Below are 26249 nucleotides of genomic sequence, written 5' to 3'. Positions count from 1 at the left end.
GACAAGATGTTTGATATCGGCTTTCTTGAGCTGCTGATTTGCGGCGTTATAGCTCTATTGGTGCTTGGCCCCGAACGGCTTCCCACGGCTGCGAGGGCGGCTGGGCGCTGGGTTGGTGGCGCGCGCCGCATGGTCACCCAGTTCACCTCGGAGCTGGATCGCCAACTGAAAGCCGAAGAGCTGAGGAAAGAGCTGAGCGAAGCCGGTGATGTGGGCCTGGATGACGTAAAAAAGACCGTGCGTGGTGCTCTGGATGAAGCCAAAAAATATGAGCATATGGTCTTGTCGGATAAACCTGCCGGCAAGTCAGCGAGCGCGCAACAGTCTGAGCCGGACCAGGATCAGAAAGGCGACTCCATAGCCCCCCCAAGTGAAGACAAGCCGGCCCAGCCAAACGCCGCACCAAACCCGTCGGATAAGCCTTCATGAATGCAAAAACAGATGGCGAACAGCCGGAAATGCCACTGGTTGCGCACCTGCTGGAACTTCGCGACCGATTACTGAAGATGGTTTTGGCGGTAGTAATTTGTTTTGCCGCCATTTATCCGTTTGCCAATGAACTGTACCTCTGGCTATCCGAGCCTATCCGGTCACTGCTGCCGGTAGGTCAGACCATGATCGCAACGGATATTACCTCACCGTTTTTCGCGCCCCTGAAACTGGCCCTGTTTTTGTCGGTATTCGCCGCTATCCCTGTGATTCTCTACCAGCTTTGGAGCTTCGTTGCACCGGGCCTCTACGCCCATGAAAAGCGTTTGGCGTTTCCACTGCTGTTTACCTCGGTGATCCTGTTCTACCTTGGTGCCGCGTTTGCGTATTACGTGGTATTCCCGCTGGTGTTCGGCTTTTTTACGGCGATAGGCCCGGAAGGCATTGTTGAGCTGCCAGACATCAGCAGTTACCTGAATTTCGTACTGAAAATGTTCTTTGCATTCGGGATTGCCTTCGAAATCCCCATCGCGACGATTTTGCTGATTCTCAGTGGCGTAACGACTCCGTCAGACCTTGCAGCAAAACGTCCTTACGTTGTGGTGGGCTGCTTTGTAATCGGCATGATGCTGACCCCCCCGGATATCATTTCCCAGACACTTCTCGCTGTGCCCATGTGGATATTGTTCGAGCTGGGCATTTTGTTTGGCAGGCTGGCAGTACGCGAAGTAGCAGACACGGACGAGCCTTCCTCTTAATGAATCTCGCCTTACTGTTCGATGAGGATTTTGTTGCGCCTAACCGTGTTGTGCTGCGGGGGCGCAGGCTTGAGCACATGCGATCTGTGCTGGGCGCCACCCAGGGGGACCAGTTGCCGGTTGGCCGCGTAAACGGTCTTATGGGGTGGGGTGAAGTTGTAACGCTCACCGCTTCGGAAGCTGAGCTGCTTGTTACTCTGGACCAACCACCACCCTCACCACTCCCCTTTACACTCATTCTGGCCATGCCGCGGCCTAAAATGTTCCGCCGGGTTCTGCAAACCAGCGCCACTCTTGGGGTTAAGGATATCTGGCTGATCAACAGCTACAAGGTGGAAAAAAGCTTCTGGCAAACGCCCTGGCTGTCAGATGACAACTTGCGGGAAAACCTTACTCTTGGCCTGGAGCAGGCAAAAGATACGGCTATGCCGAAGGTGCATATACGCAAGCTGTTCAAACCTTTCGTGGAAGATGAGCTACCCGCCCTGTTACAAGGCAAGGTGGCCCTGGTTGCGCACCCCGGTACGGCCACCCCCTGCCCTACCCACCTCAACAAGCCAACCGCGCTATGTATTGGGCCTGAGGGCGGTTTTACGCCCTACGAAGTAGGTAAGCTTGAAGAGGCAGGCTGCCAAAGCGTTCACCTTGGGCCTCGCATTCTTCGGGTGGAAACAGCCGTTCCCGTTCTCGTAAGCCGTTTATTCGACGCTTGCCTCTGATCTGGATGCCAAGATCCTGATCAGTGGCGTAAGTACTGCCACGAGCAAAGCCCCCGCCAGCAAGCCAACCAGCCCATTAGCAACCGTGCTGAACAGCACAGCGGGAACACCGCCAAATCCTGCGGCGAAGTCTTCGATAGCGTTATAAAGGGGCGCTACCCCGTGAACAAGAATGCCGCCACCCACCAAAAACATGGCAATGGTGCCGACAATAGACAGGGTTTTCATCAAGTAAGGCGCAAACCACAGTATGCCGTGGCCTATCTTCTGAGCCACCGCACTTTCTTGTTGGGTAAGGTAAAGCCCGCCGTCATCCAGCTTTACTATGCCGGCTACCAGGCCGTAAACACCGACTGTGATCAGCACTGCGACCACCGCCAGCACAGCAAACTGTATGCCGATAGTTTCTGCGGTTACGACCCCGAGAGTGATGGCAATTATTTCTGCCGACAAGATGAAATCGGTGCGTATAGCGCCTTTGATCTTTCGTCTTTCTACAACTCTCAAGTCCACATCAGGCTGTTTTAATGCCTTGAGAAGCTCGTCCTTCCGTTGCGTCTCTTCTTCCGAATGGAAGAACTTGTGAATGATTTTTTCCGCACCTTCAAAACATAAAAACGCACCACCAAGCATCAACAGGGGCGTAACCAGCCAAGGCACAAAAAAGCTGATGGCCACTGCGGCTGGCACCAATATGGCCTTGTTTGCGAATGACCCCTTGGCTACAGACCAGACAACAGGCAGTTCCCGCGCCGCTCTTACTCCAGTTACCTGTTGAGCGTTCAGTGCCAGATCATCCCCCAACACCCCGGCAGTTTTTTTGGCCGCCGCTTTGGTCATCATGGAGATGTCGTCGAGGATAGTGGCAATATCATCGAATAGCGCGAGAAGACTGGTTCCTGCCATAAGCGCAGATCCTTCAGTGTGATAGTAGGTTAAACATCAAGGCCCATGGCCTCGGCGGCAATTCTGTTCTTAATGGGGCCCAGGCCGTCCAGCCAACGCATCCCGGTGTTTCTCAGCCATCTGAGTGGCAATTCATCGCGGCCAAACAGTTGTTTGAAGCCTTCCATAGCAACCATCATGGCGAGATTTTCGCCTTTTCGGCGGCGTTGATAGCGCGCAAGAACCAGTTCATTAGCTGGGCTCAAGCCACTGCGTTTAGCCTTGGCCAGCTCCTCCAGCAAAACCCGGACATCGCCGTATCCGAGGTTGGCACCCTGGCCTGCAAGCGGGTGAATGGTGTGGGCCGCATCGCCCACCAACGCAAAACCGGGCGCAATATAGTCTTTCGCATGCCGCTGTCGCAGAGGAAAGGCAAAGCGTTTGGACACCGCCTCCAGGGCACCCAGCTCTCTTTCAATTGCCCGCTCCAGTTCCGCAGTGAAGGCTGCATCATCCAGAGCCATAAGGCGGCGGGCTTCTTCGGTATCCTGCGACCAGACAATAGAACAGAAGTGCTCGTCATTGTTTTCCGTGGCCAACGGCAAGAACGCCAAGGGCCCGGTTTGCGAAAATCTCTGCCAGGCTGTGTATCCATGGCTTTGAGCTGTGCGCACGGTACATACAATGGCCTGCTGGTCGTAATCCCATTCGCGGGTTGGCAAGCCTACCCACTGGCGCAGCCGGGAGTTTGCGCCATCGGCCGCAATAACCAGACGAGCCCCGAGTTTGCGTCCATCGGCAAGCTCAATGCTGCGCTGGTCGCCCTCCTGGGAGCAGCCGGTAACCTGCACACCATCAATCAGCTCAACACCACTGGTTTCCACAAGCTCGAACAGTGCCCGAACCAGGCTGCGGTTTTCAACGATCGTGCCCAGAGCGCGGGCCTGTAATTCAGCAGCATCAAAGTGAATACGCCCAGTGCCATCACCGTCCCACACAGTCATGCCCTGGTAGGGGCAATGGCGGCCCGCTACAACGCCCTGCCAGGCGCCTAATGAATCGAGCAACTGCTGGCTGGCCATGGAGATAGCGCTGACGCGAGGCTCAAAATCTGCCACGCTCTTCACCGTCACCGGGGCCTGCAACAATGCAGCGCGCTCACCGGCCTCTACCAATCCCACCTGCCAGCCCTGCTGCGACAAACCAAGAGCCAGAGCTGTGCCGGTCATGCCGCCGCCAACCACAAGAATATCGAACACCTTGGTATCACTCATTGCTTATCGCTCGTTGCTGGCCCATTGATAACAGCACGGCGCCCGGCTGTGCCCATCGCTTTTCGCGCAAACAAGCGCTTTGCACCGGGGAGCAAATCCAGCCCTACCAGCCCGGCATCCCGCGCTGCCGCAATAGGTGCCAATGAATGACCAAAGATGCGGATCAGTGAATCCGAGAACTGCACGGTTTGCTGCCAATCCGGCTTATGTAACTCGTGATAGCAGCGCAAAATCTGGAAGTCGCCCGGCGACCGGCCTTGTTCAACGGCCAACCGGAACTGCTCCACCAGAGTCATCAAACCCCGCAGCGCCAGGTTGAAGCCCTGCCCCGCCACCGGGTGCAATGCATGGGCAGCATTACCCACAAGCGCAACACCCGGCCTTACCGGCTCGTCTACTGTGGTCAGCGTTAGTGGGTAGTGGTTGCATTCACCTATGCGGGTGAATCGGCCCAAGCGCCACCCAAAGCGCTCCTGAAGCCGCTGGCATTTGTCGCTCTCCGACATGCCCAGAACCTCTTCAAGCTCCCTATCATTCAGCGTCCACACCAATACAGATTGATGGCCGGCGCGGGAAGGTGAGCCATGGGGCAACAATGCCATAGGGCCGGCATCGGTAAAACGCTCGAAAGCAGTGAATTCGTGGCTGTCGCTGGTGGAAACGTTTGCGATCAGGGCATTCTGATCATAGCCGTGGTGATTTGTCTGGAAGCCGAGTTTTTCTCTCAGCCCGGAACGACCACCATCTGCAACAATCAGGCATTTGGCCTTCAGGGTGCTGGTCTCACTGCCGATTTTTACCGCAACGCTCACACCCTGCTCGGAAGACGCCATATCCGTCACTTCGGCGGGCGCCAGCCATTGGATATTGGTTGCAAGCAACTCCCGCATCAGGCATAGCCCCATCCAGCGGTTATCGACAACATAGCCCAGGGCTTGCTGCTGGAACTCGCTGGCATTCAGGCGGGTCGCGCCAAACCGGCCCCTGTCAGACACATGAATATGCTGGATGGGCGTCGCATGTTCTGATATCCGCTGCCATAGCCCAAGCTCTTCAAAAATCAGCCGGGAACCCCAGGCCAGCGCAGTGGAGCGTGCGTCGTAGCTGGGCTGATAAGCATCCGGCAAGGCATCCGTAGACAGAGGAAAAGCCTCAACCACCGCTACCCTCAATGCAGGAGCAACTTTGGCCAGTGCCAAAGCCAGCGTTGCGCCCGCCAGCCCGCCACCTGCAATGATCACATCGGTATCAGAGTGTTTCACAGGCTCATCCCGCCATCAGGGCTTCAATCTCTTCAATGGTCTTGGGTACGCCGTTCGTCAGCACCCGACAACCATCCTTGGTAACCACCACGTCATCTTCGATACGAATGCCGATACCACGCCACTTTTCGTCCACACTGGTATTGTTCGGCGAGATATACAGGCCAGGCTCAACCGTCAGCGCCATACCCGGCTCGAGCAACCGCCACGCGTCGCCAATTTTGTAGTCACCCACATCGTGCACATCAAGGCCCAGCCAGTGACCGGTGCGGTGCATGAAAAAGGGCTTGAAGGCTTCACTTGCAATGGCATCTTCAACGGTGCCCGACAGCAGGCCCAACTCGATCAGGCCACCGGTCAGCACGCTCAAAGCCGCTTCATGGGGATGGTTCCAGTGATTACCGGGGCGCACCGCATCAATGGCTGCATACTGGGCCGCCAGCACCACCTCGTAGAGCGCCCGCTGCTCCGGGCTGAACTTGCCGTTGACCGGGAAAGTGCGAGTAATATCCGAGGCATAACACTCCACCTCACAGCCCGCATCGATGAGCACCAGATCGCCGTCATTCAAGGGCGCAGTGTTCTCGATGTAATGCAGAATACAGCCGTTGGCGCCGCCGCCCACGATAGACGGATAAGCTGTGGAGCGGGCACCATGGTCCATAAATGTATGAATCAGTTCGGCCTCAAGGTTGTATTCGTAGCCACCCTTTCGAGCGCGCTTCATGGCACGGCAATGGGCTTCAGAACTGATCTGACCTGCCTTGGCCATGGCCTTGATTTCGTTTGCGCTCTTGAAAAGCCGAAGATCGTGCAGAAGGTGCTCCAGCGCCACAAACTCACCAGGCGGGTGCGCACCGCTTTTGACCTTGCTGCGGATAACCTTCACCCAGTCCATCACCCGGGTATCGAATCCCTGATCTTTGCCAAGCGGGTAATACACCCGGCTGCGACCTTCAATCATGCCGGGCAGAATGTCGTCGATATCGGCAATGGGGAACGCATCGTCCAGCCCGTAAAGCTCGATCGCGCCCTCAGGCCCCACAAGAAACCCATCCCACAATTCTTTTTCGGGGTTTTTCTCTTTGCAGAACAGCACCGACTCGCCGTGTTCACGGCCGGGAATCAGCGCCAGTACGGCCTCGGGCTCACCAAAGCCGGTCAGGTACTGGAAATCACTATCCTGTCGAAACGGGTGCAAAACGTCGCGGTTACGAACGCGCTCCGGCGCAGCCGGAATAATGGCAATGCTGTCTGGTGCCATGCGCTCCATCAGTTTGCGTCGGCGCTCGGCAAATTCCTTGACGGGTATAATGGACGACATAGGTTCTCCCGCAGTGTGTGACTTGATTAATGCAGTGTTGATGCTTGTGACGCCGGCCGTTCGGGCGGATTGAATTCGGTAAACACGGCCAGAGCACCAAGCCGGATGTATTCGGTTATCTCCACCAGCTGCTGCTCGCTTTCCTGGTCTGATTCCTGATCTTCAGATACCTGGCTTATGGCCACCATGTCTTCGATAAGTTCGCGGATTTCCTCCGGCGCTTCACCCAGAGACTCTCCGGCAGACAAGGCCATGCCCTCCAGAAAACCACGCACCCAGGCTACAAGAGCCTCAAGGCGCTGGTCGATAGCATAGTCATCGTCTGGCAGCAGCGGGTGGAAGCTCATATCGGCCGACTTCAAAAACGCCAAGGTCTGTTCGTAGGCTTCATTCATGAACACAGACAGACCATCAGCCTCCGCAGCTGCACTTTCAGGCAAACCCATGTGCTCGCAAACCATGGCAAGCCACTCACCTTCCTCAATGCGAGAACCGGCAGCCAGTCGCCCGCACAGGGCACCATGAAGCTCGGAGGGATGGCTGAACGCTTTGTGCGCGGCGAAAACGTTCGCCCAGCGCTCAAATTCAGCGGCGTAGGCCGCGCCAACAGTGTCGGTTTCTGACATGGACCTTAACAATCCTGTGTTGAGAAGTTAGGCAACTATCCTAGCATTCAGGCGCCTTCAAGGCACTGAATGGTTGATTTTCGAGGAGCAAGAGAAGATCATGTTATAACATAACACTCATCACTAATGGACACGGGCATGCTCTCAAAAAACCATCGCGCATTCTCAATCGCTTTTGCACTGGCCAGCACCCCACTTATGGCCGCCGACAACCCGGGCTCACACCAACATGGCCATGCTGAAATGCAACTCGCATTCGCAGGTAACCAGGTTGAAGTACTACTCACCTCACCGGCTGGCAATATGCTGTGGTTCGAGCACCACCCTCGCACGCCAGAGCAGCACCAGATTGAAGAGCTCGTTACCCATTGGCTAGGCGAAAATCCGCTGATTAACACTCCGGAATCAACCTGTCAGATACATGCCACCACGGTTCAGCACGAAGTTGCAGGCAGTCACGATCATGGGGGGCACAGCCACGGGGACGAGAGCCAGCACGCCGATATCACCGTCACCCAGATTCTGAACTGCACCGGGCTGGATCATTCTGTTTCCCTGACTACACCACTTACCGCCCGTTTTCCGGCTCTGGAGCATCTCGATATTGCCTGGGCCGGGCCGGATGGACAGGGTGCAGCTCGCCTGGGGCAAGGTGAAAGCTCTTTCAAACTGGGGCGCTGAAGCTACTCCTCATAGAGCTCAACCGTTTCCGCCACCATTGAGTAGGATGACGTGCCAACATCGGTTTCTGTTCGATCTATCACCAACGTGCCTTCAATCCAGACAGGATCGTACAGGGCCTCGAGCTTGAACCCCTGCTTGTATTTAATATGGATAATCTGATTGGGCGGCGGGGGTGGCACGTGGATACAGGCACCGTAATAGGGCACCAGAAAGAATTCCAGAATGCGCATATCGTTGGTGGTTTTGAGGGGTACCACAAAACCCGGGATGCGGCCTTTAACATTGGCCATCTCGGGTACAACCCTGCCGGTCATGATTTCATCTGGCAGCAAGGCAGGGCCGTCGCCCTCATGCTCCAGTTCAGGCATATTTTCCAGCAGGGCCAGATCTTCTGCCGGCATCAGCTCCAGCCAGTCGATCTCCCGAAGTTCTGAGTAGGCCGGCATGGAAACGCTCAGCAAGAGAATAAACAACGCCGAAAGCCGAACCCGGGCAGAGGAACATGAAGTGGGGATCATTAGCAAAGCTCTCCGGAAAACCAACAGCCATTTCAGTGCACATGAATAGTAGCCAGACATAATACACGGGGCAGATAGCGATCAACATGAACAACCAGTCAGAAACCAACGCGCACCATCGAGAACATGCGCCAGCGGCGATCGACGTCAAAAGCCTCAGCTTTAGCTGGGGCAGCCAACAGCCGACATTACTGTTCCCGGACCTCACACTACCTCAGGGCGAACACCTTTTTCTTCATGGCCCGAGTGGCACGGGGAAAAGTACGTTTCTGAGCCTTCTTGCCGGCATGCTCGCACCAGGTGCGGGCTCCATCAAGCTACTGGGCACTGACATCCACCAACTGGGGGCCAGCAAACGTGACCGCTTCCGGGCGGACCACATGGGCGTTATATTCCAGCAGTTCAACCTGGTGCCCTACCTCACAGCCGAGGCCAATGTGACCCTGCCCTGCAGGCTGTCACATCGGCGCAAGGCTGCCACCGGCGAAGCGCCAGCTGCCGCCGCTCAGAGATTACTGGCGGCTCTGGCCATTCCACAGAGCCACTGGCAACGCAAGGTTACTCAGCTCAGCATTGGTCAGCAGCAGCGCATTGCCGCTGCACGGGCGCTGATCGGGGCGCCGGAGATTATTCTGGCAGATGAGCCCACATCCGCGCTGGACAGTGATAATCGCGACCGCTTCATTCAGCTATTGCTAACCATGGCTGAACAACGCAACACGTCCGTGCTGTTCGTCAGCCATGACCGCTCGCTGGCCCAGCACTTTCATCACCAGCTAGAACTCGGGCAGGTGGCGGCATGAAGATTCACCTCGCATTATCACTGGCAAGTGCCAGCCTGTGGCACCGGCGCAAAGTGCTGGCTCTGGTATGCCTCACCCTCACCTTGAGCGTCACCCTTCTGCTTGGAATCCAGTATTTGCGCACAGAAGTGAAGCAGTCCTTTACCAGCACCATCAGCGATACCGATTTGATTATCGGCGCCCGCAGCGGCCAGCTGAACCTGCTGATGTACACGGTGTTCCATATCGGCGACGCCACCAACAACATCCGCTGGAGCACATTTCAGGATCTTGAACAGGACACGCGCATTGACTGGCTGATTCCCATTTCCCTGGGCGACAGTTACAACGGTTTTCGGGTTGTGGGCACAGACAAAGGATTTGCCGAGCATTTCCGGTTTGGCCGGGGCCAGCCTCTTAACCTGGCTGGGGGGCAGTGGTTTGACGGAATTTTCGATGTGGTACTGGGTGCCGGCGTTGCCAGAACCCTGAATCATGGCCTAGGCGATAAAATCATACTGTCCCATGGCGGCGGGCGCACCAGCTTCTCGAATCACAAAGACACGCCTTTCACCGTGACTGGCATTCTTGAGGCCACGGGCACACCTGTTGATCAAGCGGTCTATATCAGCCTGCAAGGCATGGAGGCTATACACGTTGGCTGGGAATCGGGCGTCGCCATTCCTGGTCGCACACTCACCCCGGAGAAGGCACAAAACCGCGACTTCACACCCAAAACCATTACCGCTGTTTTTGCCGGGCTGGATCGCAAGATCCTCACGTTCCGCGTGCAGCGTGATCTGAACCAATACGCGGGCGAGCCACTCTCGGCCATTCTGCCCGGCGTGGCCTTGAGTGAATTGTGGCGACTGATGAGCCAGTTTGAGCAGGCACTGCTTGGCATCACCGGATTTGTGGTGGTGACGAGCCTGATAGGACTGATTGCGGTACTGCTCACACTGCAAACCCAGCGCGCCCACGAAATCGCAATTTTGCGTGCTACAGGTGCCTCTCCCGGCCTGATTGCAAGCCTCTACCTTATCGAGTGCCTGGCACTTGCCCTTGTAGCCTGTGTAATTTCGCTGGCATTGGGTGCTTTGGCGATTTCAATGTTTGGCCCCTGGCTGCTGACAAATTATGGAATTCAGCTTCAATTACGCCCATTAACCTTCGAAGAATGGTCTCTACTGATATCCGTGCCGCTGGCCGCCCTGTTAGTAGCACTTATTCCCGCCTTCAGCGCTTGGCGGCAAAGCCGTTCTCAGGGCTTTGGAAGCCCCGGTGGGACGTGACAGAATCGTGCTCAGAAGCGTCAAAGAACGGAAGGCTTCAACTTATGACACGCGTGTAAATTGACCGCTATGGCGCGCGCACTTATAGTTAGTCGCAATAACTTCAACCTATGCTGGGCACGTCATGGAACAGTCCGAAGTACAAGCATTAGCGGACAAGCTGGACAAGCTGATCGAACACTGCCAAAAACTGGAGCAGAGCAACGCTGCCCTGAGGCAGTTGCAAGATGACTGGAACCGGGAACGGGCCCAGCTTATGCAAAAAAATGATCTTGCCAAAAACAAGATCGAAGCCATGATCGGTCGCCTTCGGGCACTGGAGCACCATTGATGTCCAAGCAACCCACCACCGTTGAGGTAAAAATTCTCGACAAGGAATACCTGGTCGCCTGCCCTCCCGAAGCACAGGAGGCACTTGTTCGGGCCGCGAGGCATCTGGACAGCAAAATGCGGGAAATACGCACCAGCGGCAAGGTATTCGGAACCGAGCGCATTGCCGTGATGGCAGCACTGAATATGACCCATGATTTGCTAGAGCGGGACACCATGTCAGAAGCCACCAGCACGCTCCTGAAAGCCATGGACAGCAAGCTGGAAAACGCCCTCGGAGAGCAGTCAAACCACTGATTTATGGTAGATTCCCCGATAGGTGTTGCAATCGCACCCGGATCTGGCCCTATAATGGAATCACTTCCTGGGCTGTTCGCTGGTCGGACTCGTCCTCGAGCCGATGCGCTTTACCCAGGTGGCCACTACAGGGCATTGTGAGCATGTCCCCGCAGGGGGAAAGCCTAATATGTCACAGCGGCCGCCGACCTTGAACTTTGGGTTCAAGGGCCACGTCCGATAACGGCAGCTCGGGAAGCTTTATTTTGAGCCAGACGACCGACTCACACCCTTCCGAATTCGATTTAACTCCCTCGTCTCGCAACGCATTACGCAAGCATTTGCGCCAACTCAGGCGTGCACTGTCGGCAAGGGAGCAGGAACAGGCCTCGGCTTCTCTCGCTTTGAACCTGCTGAAAAATCCGGACCTGCACAGAGCCAGACACATTGCCATCTACCTGCCCAACGATGGCGAGATTGACCCGCATCCGTACATGGCTATGGCCATGGCCCGCAGCAAAGGCGTTCACTTTTACCTGCCCGTACTGCACCCGATCCATCCTGGCAGGCTGGTTTTCAGCCCCTACTACGATGGTATCGAACTGACAGCCAACCGCTTTGGCATCCCCGAGCCAGCATTCAGCAAAGGACTCAGGCGACCAGCATGGGCACTAGACGCTGTGATGTTTCCATTAGTAGGGTTTGATGCCCATGGCGGGCGACTGGGGATGGGAGGCGGTTTTTACGATCGCACGTTCGCGTTCACCCGCCTGCGCCCGAGGCTGGCACCAAAACTCATCGGCCTGGCTCACCACTGTCAGCAGGTAAACAAACTACCCATCGAACCTTGGGATGTGCCACTGCATAGCGTTGTCACGGACGAGCAGGTGTATCGAGTAAAGTAAGGCGGAGAGCGTTACAGGGTCAACGGAATTCTGATCGGGTAGTCGCCATATAGATGGAAACTGGCGCAGCAGAACTTTCCGTTACGGTCGCGGGTCTGTCTTCCGATGCCTGCAGCGAAGTAAACCCTGTAATTACAAGGCCGACAGCGAAGATCAGCACAATGGCCCGGATAATATCAGGCTTGCCACCCATGACACTTATTCCTGTTCCAAATAAAGTTAAATCTGCGAGAAATCAGCTGACTATTCTTGTTTCCAAGAATCTGTCGAAAGATTAACACGCATTCTGGATTTTACAATTTTTGACAGGTTAAAGTTCAGTAAGAAAAAAAACAGGGATAGGGATAGTAAATAGCCAGCCCGGAAGCCATCGCCCGGGCTGGCCGATTGACAGTATCAGGATGCCTTGCCGTTGCCTGCACCTAAAAACAGCTGGTAAGCCTCGTTATCTGTCATATTTTCATAACGGAAGCCTACCTTGCCCAGCATGGTTTCGAAGTCCTTCACTTCATCATCCTCCACTTGCGCGCCCAGCAGCACGCGGCTGTATGCGGCACCGTGATTGCGGTAGTGGAACATCGAAATATTCCAGCGCGTTCCCAGCGACATCAGAAGTTTCAGCAGCGCCCCAGGGCGTTCCGGGAACTCAAACTGAAATACCTTCTCATTGGTAATGGTGGGCGCGTGGCCACCGACCATGTGGCGAATGTGCTGTTTGGCCATATCGCTGTCGGTGAGGTCGAGAACGGAATAGCCGTTTTCACGAAGATCCTGCACCAACTCGTCTCTGCCCAAACCGCCAGCCTGAACCTGAACACCTACGAAAATCGTTGCCTTGCTTGCATCGGCATAGCGATAGTTAAACTCGGTAATGCTGCGCTTATGCAAGGCGTTGATAAAGGTCTTGAAAGCACCCGGCTTCTCCGGGATGGTCACCGCCAGAATAGCTTCACGCTTCTCACCAATCTCCGTGCGCTCTGAAACATAGCGCAGGCGGTCAAAATTCATATTGGCACCGCTCAGAGTGGCGATCAGGTTTTCATTCTCGATCTTTTCCCGTTCGATGTATTTCTTGATACCGGCAACGCCCAATGCACCTGCGGGCTCCGCGATCGAGCGTGTATCTTCAAAGATGTCCTTGATGGCGGCGCAGATCTCATCAGTGGAAACGGTAATCACCTCATCCACGTTATCCTTGCAGATCTCCCAAGGGTGCTTGCCAATCTGCTTTACCGCCACACCGTCAGCAAAGATGCCCACCTCGTCCAGAACCACACGCTTGCCAGCCTTCATAGCGGCCTGCAGGCAATTGGAGTCTTCCGGCTCTACGCCAATCACCTTGATTTCAGGGCGCAGGTATTTGATATAGGCCGCCATGCCAGCTATCAGGCCACCCCCACCTACACAGATAAACACCGCATGGATAGGCTTGCTGAACTGCCACAACATTTCCATGGCAACTGTACCCTGCCCGGCAATGACATCGGGATCGTCATAGGGAGGAATGTAGGTGTAACCATGCTTCTCAACCAGCTCCTCGGCATGGGTAGCAGCTTCATCAAAGGCATCGCCCTTCAATACTACCCGCGCACCATGATCCCGGACTGAACGTACTTTGATCTCAGGCGTGGTCTGGGGCATCACGATAACGGCCTTGATACCCAGCTCTTTGGCAGCAAGCGCTACACCCTGCGCATGATTGCCTGCGGAAGCACAGATAACCCCTTTGGATTTTTGCTCTTCCGACAGCTGAACAAGCCGGTTGTACGCGCCGCGAATCTTGAAAGAAAACACCGGCTGAAGGTCTTCCCGCTTGAGCATAATATTGTTGCCAAAGCGCTTGGACAGACTACGGGCTTCAGTGAGGGGTGTTTCAATGGCCACGTCATAGACGCGCGCATCGAGAATCTTCTTGATGTAGCGTTGCGGCATGTTGGTTCCGGTTGCTGATTGGATGAATGGTCGGAGAAAACCCACAGTGTAGGAAGTTTGCACCACAGTCGTCTATAAGCAGGCGGCTCTTAAGCGCTATAATGACCCCGAACTCATTCGATTTGCCCCCCGGAGCGCCTAATGACCCAGGACGAACTAAAGAAAGCCGTTGCCAAAGCGGCTGTGGATTACATTGCACCGCGCCTGGAGCGTGACAGTATTATTGGCGTAGGCACAGGAAGCACCGCCAACTTCTTTATCGACATGCTCGCAGATCTGAAAAACGAATTCGACGGCGCTGTCGCCAGCTCAGAAGCAACGGCAGAGCGCCTGAAAAGCCACGGCATACCTGTGTATGACCTGAACGGTGCCGGCGAACTGGAGTTTTATATTGACGGCGCCGACGAGACCAACGAACGCCTTGAGCTAATCAAAGGCGGTGGTGGCGCACTCACCCGCGAAAAGATCGTGGCGGAGGTCGCCAAGACATTCATCTGCATTGCCGATGAATCCAAAAAGGTCGGCGTACTGGGCGAATTCCCGCTACCTGTAGAGGTAGTTCCCATGGCACGGAGCCATGTTGGCCGCGAAATCGTCAAACTGGGTGGCGACCCCGTTTACCGGGACGGCTTCACCACTGACAACGGCAACATTATCCTGGATATTTATAACATGGATATTTCCCGCCCGATTCAGGTTGAAGAACGGCTGAACAATATAGTGGGCGTTGTCACTAACGGTTTATTTGCCCGTCGCCCAGCAGATCTGTTGCTGCTGGGCACCAGCACCGGCGTTCAGAGCATTCCTCGCAAAGACACCTGATCCCCGCCACCCCACGAAAAACTGGCGCTACATGCCAGTTTTTTTATGCCTGCCAGACTCCAAACCAAGCGCTTGCTTGGTGCTAAAAATTGAGCGACACTAAGGCCTGCCAAATACAAATATAGAGGTGTTCCACCGTGTCCAGTTACTTCAATGAAACCCATGAACAGGCACGCATGAGCGCGCGCAAATTCATCTCTACGCATGTACTTCCTCATATCGATGAATGGGAAGAAGCCGGCGAGTTTCCCCGCGAGATCTACAAAAAAGCCGGGGATGCTGGCCTGCTGGGCATTGGTTTCCCGGAGGCCTTGGGCGGTGTTGGTGAAGGGGACATCTTCCTGAAAGTAGCGGTTTCCGAAGAGCTTATGCGCTCCACATCTGGCGGCTTTGTTGCCAGCATTGGCTCTCTCGACATTGGTTTGCCACCGGTTGCCAAGTGGGCTAAAAAAGAAATCCGGGAACAGATTGTCCCCTCGATTCTAAGTGGCGATAAAATTTCTGCGCTGGCGATCACTGAACCGGGCGGCGGCTCCGACGTAGCCAATCTGAAAACCCGCGCGGTAAAAGATGGCGATCACTACATAGTGAACGGCAGCAAAACCTTCATCACCAGCGGCACACGGGCCGACCACTTCACCGTAGCCGTAAGAACCGGGGGCGAAGGCCATGCTGGCATCAGCTTGCTACTGATCGACCGCGACATGCCCGGCTTCTCCAATGGCAACAAGCTTAAAAAGATGGGCTGGTGGGCCAGTGATACCGCTGAGCTGTTCTTTGAAGACTGCCGAGTACCTGCAGACCGCCTGATCGGCGCAGAGAACGCGGGTTTTATAGCCATCATGAGCAACTTCCTGGCGGAGCGCCTCAGCTTATCCGTCATGGCCTACATGACCGCACAGCTGGCGTACGAAGCGGCCATGGAGTACGTAAAACAGCGCCAGGCATTCGGCCGCCCGGTTTCCGGTTTCCAGGTAACTCGCCACAAACTGGTCGACATGGCCACCCAGATCGACGTGGCTCGTGAATACACCTACCGCTGCGCAGCATTGATGCAGGCTGGCAAAAACCCGATCAAACAGGTGGCCATGGCAAAGAATTTCTCAGTGGATATCTGCGAAAAAGTCACCAGGGAAGCGGTGCAGCTTTTTGGCGGCATGGGCTTTATGCGGGAATCTGTAGTGGATAGGCTATATCGGGATACCAAGATTTTGTCGATTGGCGGCGGAACCACCGAAATCATGAAGGAGCTAATTGCCAAACAGATCCGGCTGTAGGCTTCGATCACGTCGAAATCAGGTTTGCTCAAATGCTCGGGCTGCCCTCTGCCGGTACTGCCCAAAAACGTGGAGCGCCAAGGATGGCGCGACCGAGCCCTACAGGGAAGTATTTACGGGCGTTTTTTGGGCACTACCGGCAGAGGGCAGCGTGCACTAAAGCCCCCCAACCAAGGTTTAGTTTCGAATGCCTGCAGAGTCCCGTATAATTGCGCTCACTTTTCAAGCACAGTTAAACGAACCTAACGTATCAGGAAGGAACTCTCATGCAATTCAGCAATATCCCTGCGGGCAAAAACCCACCAGAAGACATCTACGTAGCCATCGAAATCCCGGCTAACAGCTCCCCGGTCAAGTACGAACTCGACAAAGACATGGGCGCTCTGCTGGTAGACCGTTTTATGGCAACGCCTATGTTCTACCCAGCCAACTACGGTTTTATCCCTCACACCTTGGGTGAAGACGGCGATCCGCTGGACGTTCTGGTTGTTACCCCTTACGCGCTTCAGGCGGGCTCAGTGATCCGCTGCCGCCCGGTAGGCGTGCTGAATATGGACGACGAAGCCGGTGGCGATGCCAAGCTGGTAGCCGTACCCCACAGCAAGCTGACCAACTCGTACCAGGACATTCACGAAATCGACGACCTGCCTGTTCTGCTGCGCGACCAGATCCGCCACTTTTTTGAAAATTACAAAACACTTGAGCCAGGCAAGTGGGTCAAGGTAAAAGGCTGGGACAACGCTGCTGCAGCCAAACAAGCCATTGTTGATTCGATCAAAGCTTACCAAGGCTGATCTGATCTGCAGAAAGCAAAAAACCGGGCAAAAGCCCGGTTTTTTTATGCCTGAACAAACGCCTCTGGCTTAGCCTCGTGACAGCAGATCCCGCATATCACTAATTGCCGCATTAGCGCGGGAAAGGTAAGCCGCCATCGTCAGCGAGTGGTTCGCCAGAACCCCAAACCCACTGCCGTTGAGGATAACCGGGCTCCACATTTCGCCCTGGGCACCCTCTAACTCAATGATTACCTGCTTCACGCTGGAAATAGCATTCTTGTCCTGGAGAACCTTGCGGAAATCCACTTCAATCGCGCGGAAAATATGCAACAACGCCCACGAACTGCCCCGAGCCTCATAAAACACATCGTCAATCTTGGTCCAGTCGGTTTTGATATCGCCGCCACCGGTTTCTTCGTTCAGCGGATTGTCTGCATCCACATTGGCTACCGCTTCTGACACCGATGCCTTACCAACGCTCTCACCAAGTGTGCGCGAAAGGCTGCCCAGCCGGGTTTCCAGATCACCAAGCCAGTTGCTCAGGTTGTCGGCTCTGGCAAAGAACTGGGCGTTTGCCTGCTCCGGGCTGGACAGCCGATTAAGATAACGCTTCAGCGCGGCAATACCACGACGATACTCCGCCTCTGTGGAGGGTATAGCCCAGCTCTCGCTGTCAAAGTGAAACTGGGGCTCCGCTATGATCAAATCCGGGTCTTCCGCAGATTGGCTCTGAGAGCGGCTTATGTCCTTACGCATGGCCCGAGACAGGTCGCGAAGCTGCACCAGCACGCCGTACTCCCAGTTGGGCTGGTTATCCAGCCAAAGCCCCGGGGGAAATATATCGTTGGACAGGTAGCCACCTGGCTTATCGAGAAGCGTTTCGGCTATACGGATCATGGTTACCGTTGTAGCAAAGCCGGTTATGGGTTCCCGCTGCATTTCATTGGCCACTGCCCGCGTATGCTCACGCACAGAGAAGGCCTCGGGCTCACTGCTCCAATAGATCCCCAGTACAACCGTTACCAGCAAATATACCAGCAAGACAACAGCTACAAATTTGCCGATCACGCCGTTGTTGCCGGCAAAATCCTGAGCGTCTTCTTTCTTGTCTCTGAAATACTGTCTGATTTTGCCTGGCATATTACGTTAAGCCCCTTGTCTGTTAATTGACTGCATTACGGTCTGTATGGATCCTAACCCATGGCGCTTTCTATATACACACCTCAGAATTCACAAACAATTACATGGTGCAACCTACGCCCACAACTCTAAACACTATAGACTCCAAAAACAGACTAAAGTTGGAAAAAACGTCCACGCCCTGAAGGACGGCCCATAATGAAAAGAGGCAGCCCCGAGAATAATGAGCGACGCAAGCCAGAAAGAAAAACTCAGGCAGCATTTTGCACGCCGCGTGACCACTCAGGCCCGGGTTGTACTGGACACCTGGCAGAAGATTAATGCCAACAGCGGATCATTTCCCGCGCTTCGCGAGGAGTTCCAGGCCGCATCCGACAAACTGGTGCGCTATGCCCAAAGATTTGAGATGGCAGACCATGCGGAAGCCGGCAACCAGATTCTCAAGGCTGTAACAAACTGGTCGGGCGAGACTGCACCAGACGACGCCACGGAGCTACAGCTCCAGGATGCCATTGACGCACTTGCACGAAGTACCCTGAGACGAACCGACCACAGTGACACAGAAGCACCTCACCAGTTCCGGCGCACCCCGGTATACATAGCACTCACCAACTCCGAGATGGCTAACAGGTTAATTCGTCAGCTTGAGTTTTTCGGCTTTCGTGCTGCGGCGTTCAATTCGGCTAAAGAACTGACCGAAGCCTGCGCCCTGCATAAGCCCGAAACCATCCTTATGGATGTAAATTTCGGAGGTGCCCCGAACGCCGGCATAGCCACCATCGAGCAACTGCAAGAGCGGCACGACACGCCTGTTCCAGTTATTTTCATGAGCGACGAAGACGGCACCATTGAAACCCGTCTGCGCGCCTCCCGCTGCGGCGGCGAAGAGTTCTTCTACCCTGCGGTTGATCCGGGCCAGCTTATCGAGAAGATTGAAACCTACACCCACGGCAATACTGTGGAGCCTTACCGGGTACTTGTTCTGGACGATTCCAGGGCACAGGCCAAATTCATGGAAACGGTTCTCAAAAAAGCGGGCATGACTGCCCACATCATTACCGATCCCATGGAAATCATTCACGCACTGGACACATTCTCACCAGAGATCATCATCCTCGACATGTACATGCCTGGCTGCACCGGCATGGAGATTGCGCGCGTTATCCGGCAGCAAGACCGGTTTCACAGCGTGCCGATTATCTACCTTTCTGGCGAAGAAGATGTCACCAAACAGTTGCACGCCATGAGCCTTGGCGGCGACGACTTCCTGACCAAGCCCGTAGACCCCAAACACCTGATTGCCACACTCCATAACCGCGGCCGTCGCGCACGTTCTCTCCTGGCGCTGATGATCCGCGACAGTCTCACCGGGCTCTACAACCACACTCACACCCTGTATTTGCTGGATCAGGAAATCGCACGCGCAAGGCAAAAAGGCCAGTCACTGTGCTTTGCGATGATCGATATTGATTACTTCAAGAAGGTGAATGACACCTACGGCCACCCCATTGGCGACCGTGTTATTCGCAGCCTCTCCATGTTTTTCAAACAGCGCCTGCGCAAAACCGATCATATTGGCCGTTTTGGTGGCGAAGAATTCGCCATCATTCTTCCCAATACCCGGCCAAGCGATGCGCGCAACGTTTTGAATGAAATCCGGGAGCGTTTTGCCGAACTTCAGCAGCCTGCCGGTGACCGGGAGTTTAATGTTACCTTCAGCTGTGGCGTGGCTGCATGGAATAATGACCCCGCCCATACTCTATGCGAACGTGCCGACCGCGCGCTCTACGTTTCCAAGGAACGCGGGCGTAATTGCGTCACCCTGGCCGACAGCTGATCAGCTCAGGCAACTGACCGGGCAGCCCACACAAGGCTGCCCGTATGAAACCATCGTCGTATAGAAGTCCCCTCCTCCGTTAACGACAATGATAAGTATCAGCAAAAAGAACATGCGGGCGCCTCCAGCCTCTGGGATGTGGCCGATCGCTAGCATGCAACATTGTCAAAAAGTGTTGATCTGAAGAATAAAAGCACACACCATGGGTGGAAAATGCCGTTAAATTCGGCGATTCTGTTTATAAAGTGAAAAAGGCAGACGCAACCATGTCGACAATTCTCGTGCTCCATGGCCCCAACCTCAACATGCTCGGTATTCGCGAGCCAGAGGTTTATGGCCACGAGACACTGGCAGATATTGATGACCGGTTACGAGGGATAGCCGCCGAAAAGGGCCATCACCTGCTGCACCTGCAATCAAATGCCGAATACGAACTGATTGAACGGATCCACGAAGCCCGGGCAGAGGGCGTGGATTTCATCATTATCAATCCTGCCGCTTTCACTCATACCAGTGTTGCCTTACGGGACGCCATACTGGCCACAGGAATCCCGTTCATAGAAGTGCATCTTTCCAACGTGCATGCGCGGGAAGCCTTCCGCCATCATTCGTATTTTTCTGATATCGCCGTAGGCGTTATCTGCGGATTAGGCAGCCAGGGGTACGAACTCGCCCTTCAGGCCGCCATGCAACGAATTCACCGATAGACCTGATACAACGGGATTGGACTGACTATGGATATTCGCAAAATCAAGAAACTGATCGAACTCATCGAAGAGTCTGACGTCGAAGAGATTGAGATTCATGAAGGAGATGATTCTGTTCGCATCTCCCGGCGTCGTGAACAGGCTTCCGGTACCCAGTACATTAGCCAATACGCTCCACCAGCACCGCAGTATGCGCCGGCACCAGAGACCCCGGGCCCGGTTCAGGAAGATAGTGCACCGCAACCCGTCCACAATGGACATGCGCTACGCTCCCCCATGGTTGGAACCTTCTACAGGGCGCCTTCTCCCACTGCCGACGCCTTTGCAGAGATTGGCCAGCAAGTAAAAGCGGGCGACATCGTCTGCATCGTAGAAGCCATGAAAATGATGAACCAGATCGAAGCCGACAAGAGCGGCACGATTACAGAAATTCTGGTTGAAAACGGTCAGCCCGTGGAATTTGACCAGCCGCTGTTAATCATTTCCTGAACCGGTGATAGCTACTCATGGCCATGTTAGAAAAAGTTCTGATCGCAAACCGGGGTGAAATAGCCCTCCGGATTCTGCGTGCCTGCAAAGAACTCGGCATCAAGACCGTCGCGGTTCACTCACAGGTTGACCGCGACCTGATGCACGTTCGCCTTGCCGATGAATCTGTTTGCATCGGCCCCAACAGCCCTCTGGAAAGTTACCTCAACATTCCAGCCATTATCAGTGCTGCTGAAGTAACCGATTCCGTAGGCATACACCCTGGTTACGGCTTTCTCGCAGAAAACCCGGACTTTGCCGAGCAGGTCGAGAAAAGCGGTTTCCGCTTTATCGGCCCCAGAGCAGAAACCATCCGCCTGATGGGCAACAAGGTGTCTGCCATAAACGCAATGATTCGTGCTGGTGTTCCGACCGTGCCGGGCTCTGACGGCCCGCTGACCGACGACGACGAGCGCACTCTGCAAGTGGCACGCAAAATCGGATATCCGGTGATGATCAAGGCCGCTTCCGGCGGCGGTGGTCGCGGTATGCAGGTAGTTCACTCCGAGGCTGCCTTGCTCAAGGCCGTGCAGATAACACAGACCGAAGCTCAAAATGCCTTTGGCGACCCCACGGTTTATCTGGAAAAGTTCCTTGAAACGCCACGCCACGTTGAAGTTCAGATTCTGGCCGACATGCACGGCAACTGTATTCATCTGGGCGACCGTGACTGTTCCTTCCAGCGCCGTAACCAGAAGGTGATAGAAGAAGCGCCCGCGCCCAACATCAACCCGGAAGCCCGCGAGCGCACACTCAAAGCCTGTGTAGATGCATGCAAAGAGATTGGCTATGTCGGCGCCGGCACCTTTGAATTCCTGTATCAGGACGGTGAGTTCTTTTTCATCGAAATGAATACCCGGGTTCAGGTAGAACACCCGATCACCGAAATGGTCACGGGTGTCGACATTGTTCGTGAGCAGTTGCGCATTGCCAGCGGCCTGCCCCTGCAATACAAGCAGGAAGATATCCAGATCCGGGGCCATGCAATGGAGTGCCGCATCAACGCGGAAGATCCGAATACCTTCGTGCCAAGCCCCGGAAAGGTGAAATATTTTCACGCTCCTGGAGGTTACGGTGTGCGAGTAGATTCCCACCTGTATAGTGGCTATACCGTTCCACCGTTTTACGACTCCCTGATTGCCAAACTGATCACCTGGGGCGACGATAGACAGGTGGCCCGCCGGCGTATGAAGATCGCTCTGGACGAGCTGTTGATTGAGGGCATCAAAACCAATCAGCCTCTGCATCGGAAACTGGTACGCGATGGCGGCTTTAAAACGGTAGACTTCACCATCCACTACCTTGAGAAACTGATGCGGGACTAACCTCCTGCATCGCAATGCAGGAAGAGCTATGCCCTGGATACAACTTCAGATCCCAGCTGATCCCGAGACCGCGGATCAGCTTGAAGATCTGCTTATGGAGATGGGCGCTGATGCCGTCTCCATGGAAGACGCAGCCGATCAACCGCTCTACGAACCCGACCACGGCACCACACCCTTGTGGAGCCAGACCACCGTTACCGGGCTTTTTCAAGCCGACCGCGATATAGACCAGCTGTGCTCAGACATACGCAATGCCTGGCACCAGCAAACCCAACAATCACTCTCCGATATAGACGTTACCCTGGTAGAAGACAAAGACTGGGAGCGCGCCTGGATGGACGATTTTCATCCGCTGCAGTTCGGCGAGCGCTTGTGGATAGTGCCAAGCTGGCATGAAGCTCCGGATCCGGATGCCGCCAACCTGATGCTGGACCCAGGTTTGGCCTTTGGCACAGGCACGCACCCCACCACTGCCCTTTGCCTGGAGTGGCTGGATGGTGCGGATGTTACAGACAAGCAGGTAATCGACTATGGCTGCGGCTCGGGCATACTCGGCCTGGCAGCTCTGCTTCTTGGCGCCAATCACGTTACCGGCGTAGACACCGACCCCCAGGCACTCGAAGCCAGTCGTGAAAACGCCCGTCGCAACGGTGTGGACGAAGCCAGACTGGATCTGTACCTTCCTGAAAATGAGCCAGACGGCAAAGCCGATGTAATGCTGGCCAATATTCTTGCACAACCGCTGATTGGCCTTGCGCCTCATCTGGCCAAGCTGACAAACCCCGGGGGTGACCTGGTACTTTCGGGCATTCTTTCTTACCAGGCCCGCTCGGTAATGGCTGCTTACGAGCCATGGTTTATTATGGATGAGCCAGCACAGCGCGAAGAGTGGGTACGCCTCACAGGACGGCGCAATGACAGATGACGGAGGCTGTCTTAAAGACTAAACTCCCAACTCGTATTTCAGTTCATAGCTCAGTCGCTTTCAGGAACAAAGCATGGCCCAGAGTAGTCTGCAAACCGAATGCCCAAAATGTCATACCCGCTTCCGGGTGACCGATGAGCAGCTTGGCCTTGCCAAGGGAAAGGTGCGCTGTGGTCATTGCATGGCTGTTTTCAACGCGATTGAGCACAAGATAGCAAGTGCCACAAGCGGCACCCAGAAAGCACCCTCGGTTACAGGCAGTAAAACGCCTCCGGAGCGTGAATCATCTGAAGAGTCCGCCAGCGGCTTCGTCAGCGACACCTCGGGAGATGACTTCATCTTCGCGGATAACCCCGAAGAAGATGCTCAAGAAGGGCGCTATGCCGGCACAAAACTGACGTTCTCGGATGACGAACTGAGTGACAGCTTCCGTAGCTTCGACGACCGAAATCCGTCATCGCTGGATGAAACCAGCGATGACGACCCCACTGGGGATGTTGATGAAAGCTGGGCCGAAGCGATCCTCCGGGAAGACGACGCTCCAGCCGATCCCGCAAAACCCGGCCCTGAGACTGCTACAGAAGTACCCTCAGAATCAAAGCCACAGCCTGAACCTTTGGCTGAAGAAGCTGAGCCAGAAAAAGACGACAGCCCTACAGACCCCCCCCAGGAACTCCAGCAAGAAGATCCTTCTGGCTTCTTTGTTGATGAGCAGGCCGATCCGGCGCTTGAGTCCTTCGCCAATGAGCATGAGCCAGATCCAGATCGCGGACACCAAGCTAAAAAGGAGCCCTTTGAAGCGGGCGCACCCTTTGGGGATCTCCGACACGAGCCGATTTCCATGGGCGGAGGCAACAAAAGCTGGCTCCGCACCCTGACCTGGTCTGTCATTGTGCTTGGCCTTATCGGGGTTCTGGTTGCGCAAGTCACCTGGTTCCAATTTGACCGATTGTCTGCAATACCCGAACTACGACCATTCTATGAAAAAGGCTGCGAACTGGCAGGTTGCGAGCTGAAGCCTTTGATCAATGTTGAGGCTATTCAGAGCCGCAAGTTAGTCGTTCGCACCGATCCGGAAAACCGAAACCAACTGGTGGTAGACGCAGTCATCATCAACCGGGCAGTATTTCAGCAACCCTTCCCCGCCATTGCTCTGACCTTCTCCAACCTGAACGGAGACGTCGTTGCCCAAAGTATTTTCACTCCTTCGGACTACCTTGCCGGCGAAGCTGAAGAACTCGACATCATGCCCGTGGAAACCCCTGTGCGCATAGCCATCACCATTCGCGACCCAGGTCGCGACGCGGTCAATTACAATATAATTTTCCGCCCCTACACCCCCTGAGCGAACCTGCCGGAGATCACCCGGCAGGCACTCCACTCGCCACCCCGTAGAACAAAAGTCAACCAAAAAGAGCGAAAAATAATCAGTTTTTTCGCTCCCTTGCCCCTTCAATCAAAGTGCCCCCGGCGGTATCATTAGCGCCCTTCGGAACTGGCATCGGTTATTTATTAAACAACCGTACCACTCCGACTTTTGCATTCTCTGCTGTGATACGGGTTCAAACCATGTTGCCGACGGCAAAAATCGGGCCGTACACGCTGCCCAATCCGCTGATTGTTGCGCCCATGGCCGGTGTAACAGATCGACCATTCCGGCTGCTTTGCCGAAAGATGGGCGCGGGGTTGGCGGTCTCGGAAATGGTAATAGCAGACAGCAAGCTCTGGCATACGCGCAAATCCCGAACCCGCATGGATCATGCAGGGGAGCCCGAACCAAGGTCTGTCCAGATCGCGGGTGGTGACCCGGAAATGCTGGCTAATGCGGCGCGGCTTAATGCCGAATCCGGTGCCCAGATAATCGACATCAACATGGGCTGCCCGGCTAAAAAGGTATGCAACAAAGCCGCCGGCTCTGCGTTGATGAAAGATGAGCACCTGGTTAGAGAAATTCTGGAAGCAGTGGTCAGTGCCGTGGACATACCCGTTACCCTGAAAATGCGTACCGGATGGGACCAAAGCTACCGTAACGCCCCAGCAATAGCCCGCATGGCAGAGGATATCGGCATTCAGGCGCTGGCCGTTCATGGCCGCACCCGCGCCGACAAGTACAACGGCGATGCAGAGTACGACACCATCGCTGAAGTTAAAGCCAGTGTTGGCATTCCGGTTTTCGCCAATGGCGACATCACATCACCGGAAAAGGCACGTGAAGTTCTGGCATATACCGGTGCCGATGGCCTGCTTATTGGCCGTGCGGCTCAAGGTAGTCCCTGGATTTTCAGAGAAATACTGCATTTCCTCGAAACCGGACAACACTTGCCAGCGCCCCCGCTGAATGAAGTGGAAAAGATATTAAGCGAACACCTGGTTGCCCTGCACAGCTTTTACGGCGAACTCATGGGCGTGCGTATTGCCAGAAAACACGTGGGCTGGTACCTGCAGTCCCACGACACGGACAAACAGTTCCGCAGTCGCTTCAACGCGTTCGACACCGCGCTGGAGCAGAAAGACAGTATCCAACAGTATTTTTCAGGCTTACGAAATGGAGAGGAATTCGCAGCATGACCGCTGAGACTTTGGTACAAAACACCTTGAACACCCCAGCCAACGATGATCTACACCAGTTGCAAACGGTGAATAGCAGCGGCAACACCGTTACCCTGCGCGATAACGTTGAAGTGGCTCTGAAGAACTACTTTGCCCAACTTGATGGAGCGCCCGTTACAGAGGTTTACCAGCTGGTACTCTCGGAAGTGGAAGCGCCGCTGCTGGAGCAGGTAATGAAGTACACCCGCAACAATCAGACCAAAGCATCCACCATGCTAGGCCTGAACCGCGGAACCCTGCGCAAGAAGCTCAAGCAGTACGGACTGCTATAATCGAGACACCCTGACTTGAAGAGGGCCTCCCGGA

The 26249-nt window shown here is 55.0% G+C and carries 29 protein-coding genes and 1 other RNA gene; 21 read left to right on the top strand and 9 right to left on the bottom strand.

Annotated elements, in window-relative coordinates:
• Positions 1-6: 6 nt before the first annotated feature.
• From tatB to RKA07_RS13675, 3 genes are read left to right on the top strand one after another with little or no spacing between them, the layout of a single operon-like run.
• Positions 7-429, top strand: a complete 423-nt coding sequence (gene tatB / locus RKA07_RS13685; RefSeq protein ID WP_200369713.1) for a Sec-independent protein translocase protein TatB — start codon at positions 7-9, stop codon at positions 427-429.
• Complete coding sequence (gene tatC, locus RKA07_RS13680) at positions 426-1187, top strand: twin-arginine translocase subunit TatC (protein WP_310966567.1); 762 nt, start codon at positions 426-428, stop codon at positions 1185-1187. The genes tatB and tatC overlap by 4 nt, the downstream gene beginning before the upstream one ends.
• Positions 1187-1906: a 16S rRNA (uracil(1498)-N(3))-methyltransferase gene (locus RKA07_RS13675; protein ID WP_310966566.1), complete on the top strand. Its 720-nt coding sequence runs from the start codon at positions 1187-1189 to the stop codon at positions 1904-1906. The genes tatC and RKA07_RS13675 overlap by 1 nt, the downstream gene beginning before the upstream one ends.
• Here the strand turns inward: RKA07_RS13675 and RKA07_RS13670 are convergent.
• Genes RKA07_RS13670 through RKA07_RS13650 form a run of 5 tightly spaced genes read right to left on the bottom strand, consistent with a single transcriptional unit; the run spans position 1886 to position 7277 of the window.
• A complete protein-coding gene (locus RKA07_RS13670) occupies positions 1886-2812 on the bottom strand; it encodes a DUF808 domain-containing protein (protein ID WP_310966565.1) in 927 nt (308 codons plus the stop codon). The genes RKA07_RS13675 and RKA07_RS13670 overlap by 21 nt on opposite strands.
• A 29-nt stretch (positions 2813-2841) precedes the next feature.
• Positions 2842-4065, bottom strand: a complete 1224-nt coding sequence (locus RKA07_RS13665; RefSeq protein WP_200202142.1) for an FAD-dependent monooxygenase — start codon at positions 4063-4065, stop codon at positions 2842-2844.
• On the bottom strand, positions 4062-5327 hold the full coding sequence (gene ubiH / locus RKA07_RS13660) for a 2-octaprenyl-6-methoxyphenyl hydroxylase (RefSeq protein ID WP_310966564.1): 1266 nt from the start codon (positions 5325-5327) through the stop codon (positions 4062-4064). The genes RKA07_RS13665 and ubiH overlap by 4 nt, the downstream gene beginning before the upstream one ends.
• A 4-nt stretch (positions 5328-5331) precedes the next feature.
• Positions 5332-6651, bottom strand: coding sequence for a Xaa-Pro aminopeptidase (gene pepP / locus RKA07_RS13655; RefSeq protein ID WP_310966563.1), 1320 nt, complete (start codon positions 6649-6651; stop codon positions 5332-5334).
• Positions 6652-6677: 26 nt separating this feature from the next.
• Positions 6678-7277, bottom strand: a complete 600-nt coding sequence (locus RKA07_RS13650; protein ID WP_310966562.1) for a UPF0149 family protein — start codon at positions 7275-7277, stop codon at positions 6678-6680.
• 138 nt (positions 7278-7415) lie between these two features.
• Here RKA07_RS13650 and RKA07_RS13645 point away from each other — a divergent pair, with 138 nt between their 5' ends.
• Positions 7416-7958 carry a ZrgA family zinc uptake protein gene (locus RKA07_RS13645; protein WP_310966561.1) on the top strand — a complete coding sequence of 181 codons (543 nt, stop codon included), beginning with the start codon at positions 7416-7418 and terminating at the stop codon, positions 7956-7958.
• Positions 7959-7960: 2 nt separating this feature from the next.
• Here the strand turns inward: RKA07_RS13645 and RKA07_RS13640 are convergent, their stop codons facing one another.
• On the bottom strand, positions 7961-8479 hold the full coding sequence (locus RKA07_RS13640) for a DUF3299 domain-containing protein (RefSeq protein ID WP_310966560.1): 519 nt from the start codon (positions 8477-8479) through the stop codon (positions 7961-7963).
• Positions 8480-8565: 86 nt separating this feature from the next.
• Between RKA07_RS13640 and RKA07_RS13635 the strand changes: the two genes are divergently transcribed.
• The 6 genes from RKA07_RS13635 (at position 8566) to RKA07_RS13610 (ending at position 12064) form a co-directional block, all read left to right on the top strand.
• Positions 8566-9282 (top strand): ABC transporter ATP-binding protein, encoded by a 717-nt coding sequence (locus RKA07_RS13635; RefSeq protein ID WP_310966558.1) that lies wholly within the window; start codon positions 8566-8568, stop codon positions 9280-9282.
• Entirely contained in the window at positions 9279-10553 is a 1275-nt protein-coding gene (locus RKA07_RS13630) for an ABC transporter permease (protein WP_310966557.1), read from the top strand. The genes RKA07_RS13635 and RKA07_RS13630 overlap by 4 nt, the downstream gene beginning before the upstream one ends.
• A 124-nt stretch (positions 10554-10677) precedes the next feature.
• On the top strand, positions 10678-10884 hold the full coding sequence (locus RKA07_RS13625) for a TIGR02449 family protein (RefSeq protein WP_200202150.1): 207 nt from the start codon (positions 10678-10680) through the stop codon (positions 10882-10884).
• A complete protein-coding gene (locus RKA07_RS13620; RefSeq protein ID WP_200202151.1) occupies positions 10884-11180 on the top strand; it encodes a cell division protein ZapA in 297 nt (98 codons plus the stop codon). The genes RKA07_RS13625 and RKA07_RS13620 overlap by 1 nt, the downstream gene beginning before the upstream one ends.
• 61 nt (positions 11181-11241) lie before the next feature.
• A non-coding RNA gene (ssrS, locus tag RKA07_RS13615) (6S RNA) lies at positions 11242-11421 on the top strand.
• A 4-nt stretch (positions 11422-11425) separates the two neighbouring features.
• Positions 11426-12064: a 5-formyltetrahydrofolate cyclo-ligase gene (locus RKA07_RS13610; RefSeq protein WP_200202152.1), complete on the top strand. Its 639-nt coding sequence runs from the start codon at positions 11426-11428 to the stop codon at positions 12062-12064.
• A 19-nt stretch (positions 12065-12083) separates the two neighbouring features.
• Here RKA07_RS13610 and RKA07_RS13605 read toward each other — a convergent pair whose 3' ends face one another.
• Positions 12084-12257: a hypothetical protein gene (locus RKA07_RS13605; RefSeq protein WP_310966556.1), complete on the bottom strand. Its 174-nt coding sequence runs from the start codon at positions 12255-12257 to the stop codon at positions 12084-12086.
• A gap of 203 nt (positions 12258-12460) precedes the next feature.
• Positions 12461-13996 (bottom strand): threonine ammonia-lyase, biosynthetic, encoded by a 1536-nt coding sequence (ilvA, locus tag RKA07_RS13600; RefSeq protein ID WP_200202154.1) that lies wholly within the window; start codon positions 13994-13996, stop codon positions 12461-12463.
• A gap of 141 nt (positions 13997-14137) precedes the next feature.
• On the opposite strand from ilvA, the gene rpiA reads away from it, so the two are divergent.
• The 3 genes from rpiA (at position 14138) to ppa (ending at position 16889) form a co-directional block, all read left to right on the top strand.
• Complete coding sequence (gene rpiA, locus RKA07_RS13595) at positions 14138-14818, top strand: ribose-5-phosphate isomerase RpiA (protein WP_200202155.1); 681 nt, start codon at positions 14138-14140, stop codon at positions 14816-14818.
• Between the two features lie 137 nt (positions 14819-14955).
• Complete coding sequence (locus RKA07_RS13590) at positions 14956-16095, top strand: acyl-CoA dehydrogenase family protein (RefSeq protein ID WP_200202156.1); 1140 nt, start codon at positions 14956-14958, stop codon at positions 16093-16095.
• 266 nt (positions 16096-16361) lie between these two features.
• Complete coding sequence (gene ppa / locus RKA07_RS13585) at positions 16362-16889, top strand: inorganic diphosphatase (RefSeq protein ID WP_200202157.1); 528 nt, start codon at positions 16362-16364, stop codon at positions 16887-16889.
• Between the two features lie 69 nt (positions 16890-16958).
• On the opposite strand, the gene RKA07_RS13580 is transcribed toward ppa, so the two are convergent.
• The gene (locus RKA07_RS13580) at positions 16959-18011 is read right to left on the bottom strand and encodes a DUF2333 family protein (protein WP_200202158.1); all 1053 of its coding nucleotides are present in this window, start codon (positions 18009-18011) and stop codon (positions 16959-16961) included.
• A 223-nt stretch (positions 18012-18234) separates the two neighbouring features.
• Here RKA07_RS13580 and RKA07_RS13575 point away from each other — a divergent pair, with 223 nt between their 5' ends.
• The 8 genes from RKA07_RS13575 to fis all read left to right on the top strand — a co-directional run bounded on the left by RKA07_RS13575 (position 18235) and on the right by fis (position 26215).
• Positions 18235-19848, top strand: a complete 1614-nt coding sequence (locus RKA07_RS13575; RefSeq protein WP_200202159.1) for a diguanylate cyclase — start codon at positions 18235-18237, stop codon at positions 19846-19848.
• 266 nt (positions 19849-20114) lie between these two features.
• Entirely contained in the window at positions 20115-20555 is a 441-nt protein-coding gene (aroQ, locus tag RKA07_RS13570; protein WP_200202160.1) for a type II 3-dehydroquinate dehydratase, read from the top strand.
• A gap of 27 nt (positions 20556-20582) precedes the next feature.
• Positions 20583-21044 carry an acetyl-CoA carboxylase biotin carboxyl carrier protein gene (gene accB / locus RKA07_RS13565; RefSeq protein WP_200202161.1) on the top strand — a complete coding sequence of 154 codons (462 nt, stop codon included), beginning with the start codon at positions 20583-20585 and terminating at the stop codon, positions 21042-21044.
• 17 nt (positions 21045-21061) lie between these two features.
• Positions 21062-22408 (top strand): acetyl-CoA carboxylase biotin carboxylase subunit, encoded by a 1347-nt coding sequence (gene accC, locus RKA07_RS13560; protein ID WP_200202162.1) that lies wholly within the window; start codon positions 21062-21064, stop codon positions 22406-22408.
• Between the two features lie 28 nt (positions 22409-22436).
• Positions 22437-23333 (top strand): 50S ribosomal protein L11 methyltransferase, encoded by an 897-nt coding sequence (gene prmA, locus RKA07_RS13555; protein WP_200202163.1) that lies wholly within the window; start codon positions 22437-22439, stop codon positions 23331-23333.
• Positions 23334-23406: 73 nt separating this feature from the next.
• Positions 23407-24678, top strand: a complete 1272-nt coding sequence (locus RKA07_RS13550) for a DUF3426 domain-containing protein (RefSeq protein WP_310966555.1) — start codon at positions 23407-23409, stop codon at positions 24676-24678.
• A 224-nt stretch (positions 24679-24902) separates the two neighbouring features.
• The gene (gene dusB, locus RKA07_RS13545) at positions 24903-25901 is read left to right on the top strand and encodes a tRNA dihydrouridine synthase DusB (protein ID WP_417538755.1); all 999 of its coding nucleotides are present in this window, start codon (positions 24903-24905) and stop codon (positions 25899-25901) included.
• Complete coding sequence (gene fis / locus RKA07_RS13540; RefSeq protein WP_200369728.1) at positions 25898-26215, top strand: DNA-binding transcriptional regulator Fis; 318 nt, start codon at positions 25898-25900, stop codon at positions 26213-26215. Before dusB ends, fis begins: the two co-directional genes overlap by 4 nt.
• Positions 26216-26249: the final 34 nt, after the last annotated feature.

The sequence above is a fragment of the Marinobacter xiaoshiensis genome (genome assembly GCF_031631795.1).
In the GTDB taxonomy this organism is placed as follows: Bacteria; Pseudomonadota; Gammaproteobacteria; order Pseudomonadales; family Oleiphilaceae; genus Marinobacter; species Marinobacter xiaoshiensis.
Note: the sequence above shows the minus strand (reverse complement) of the source record. Positions and strands in the feature narration are given on the sequence as shown.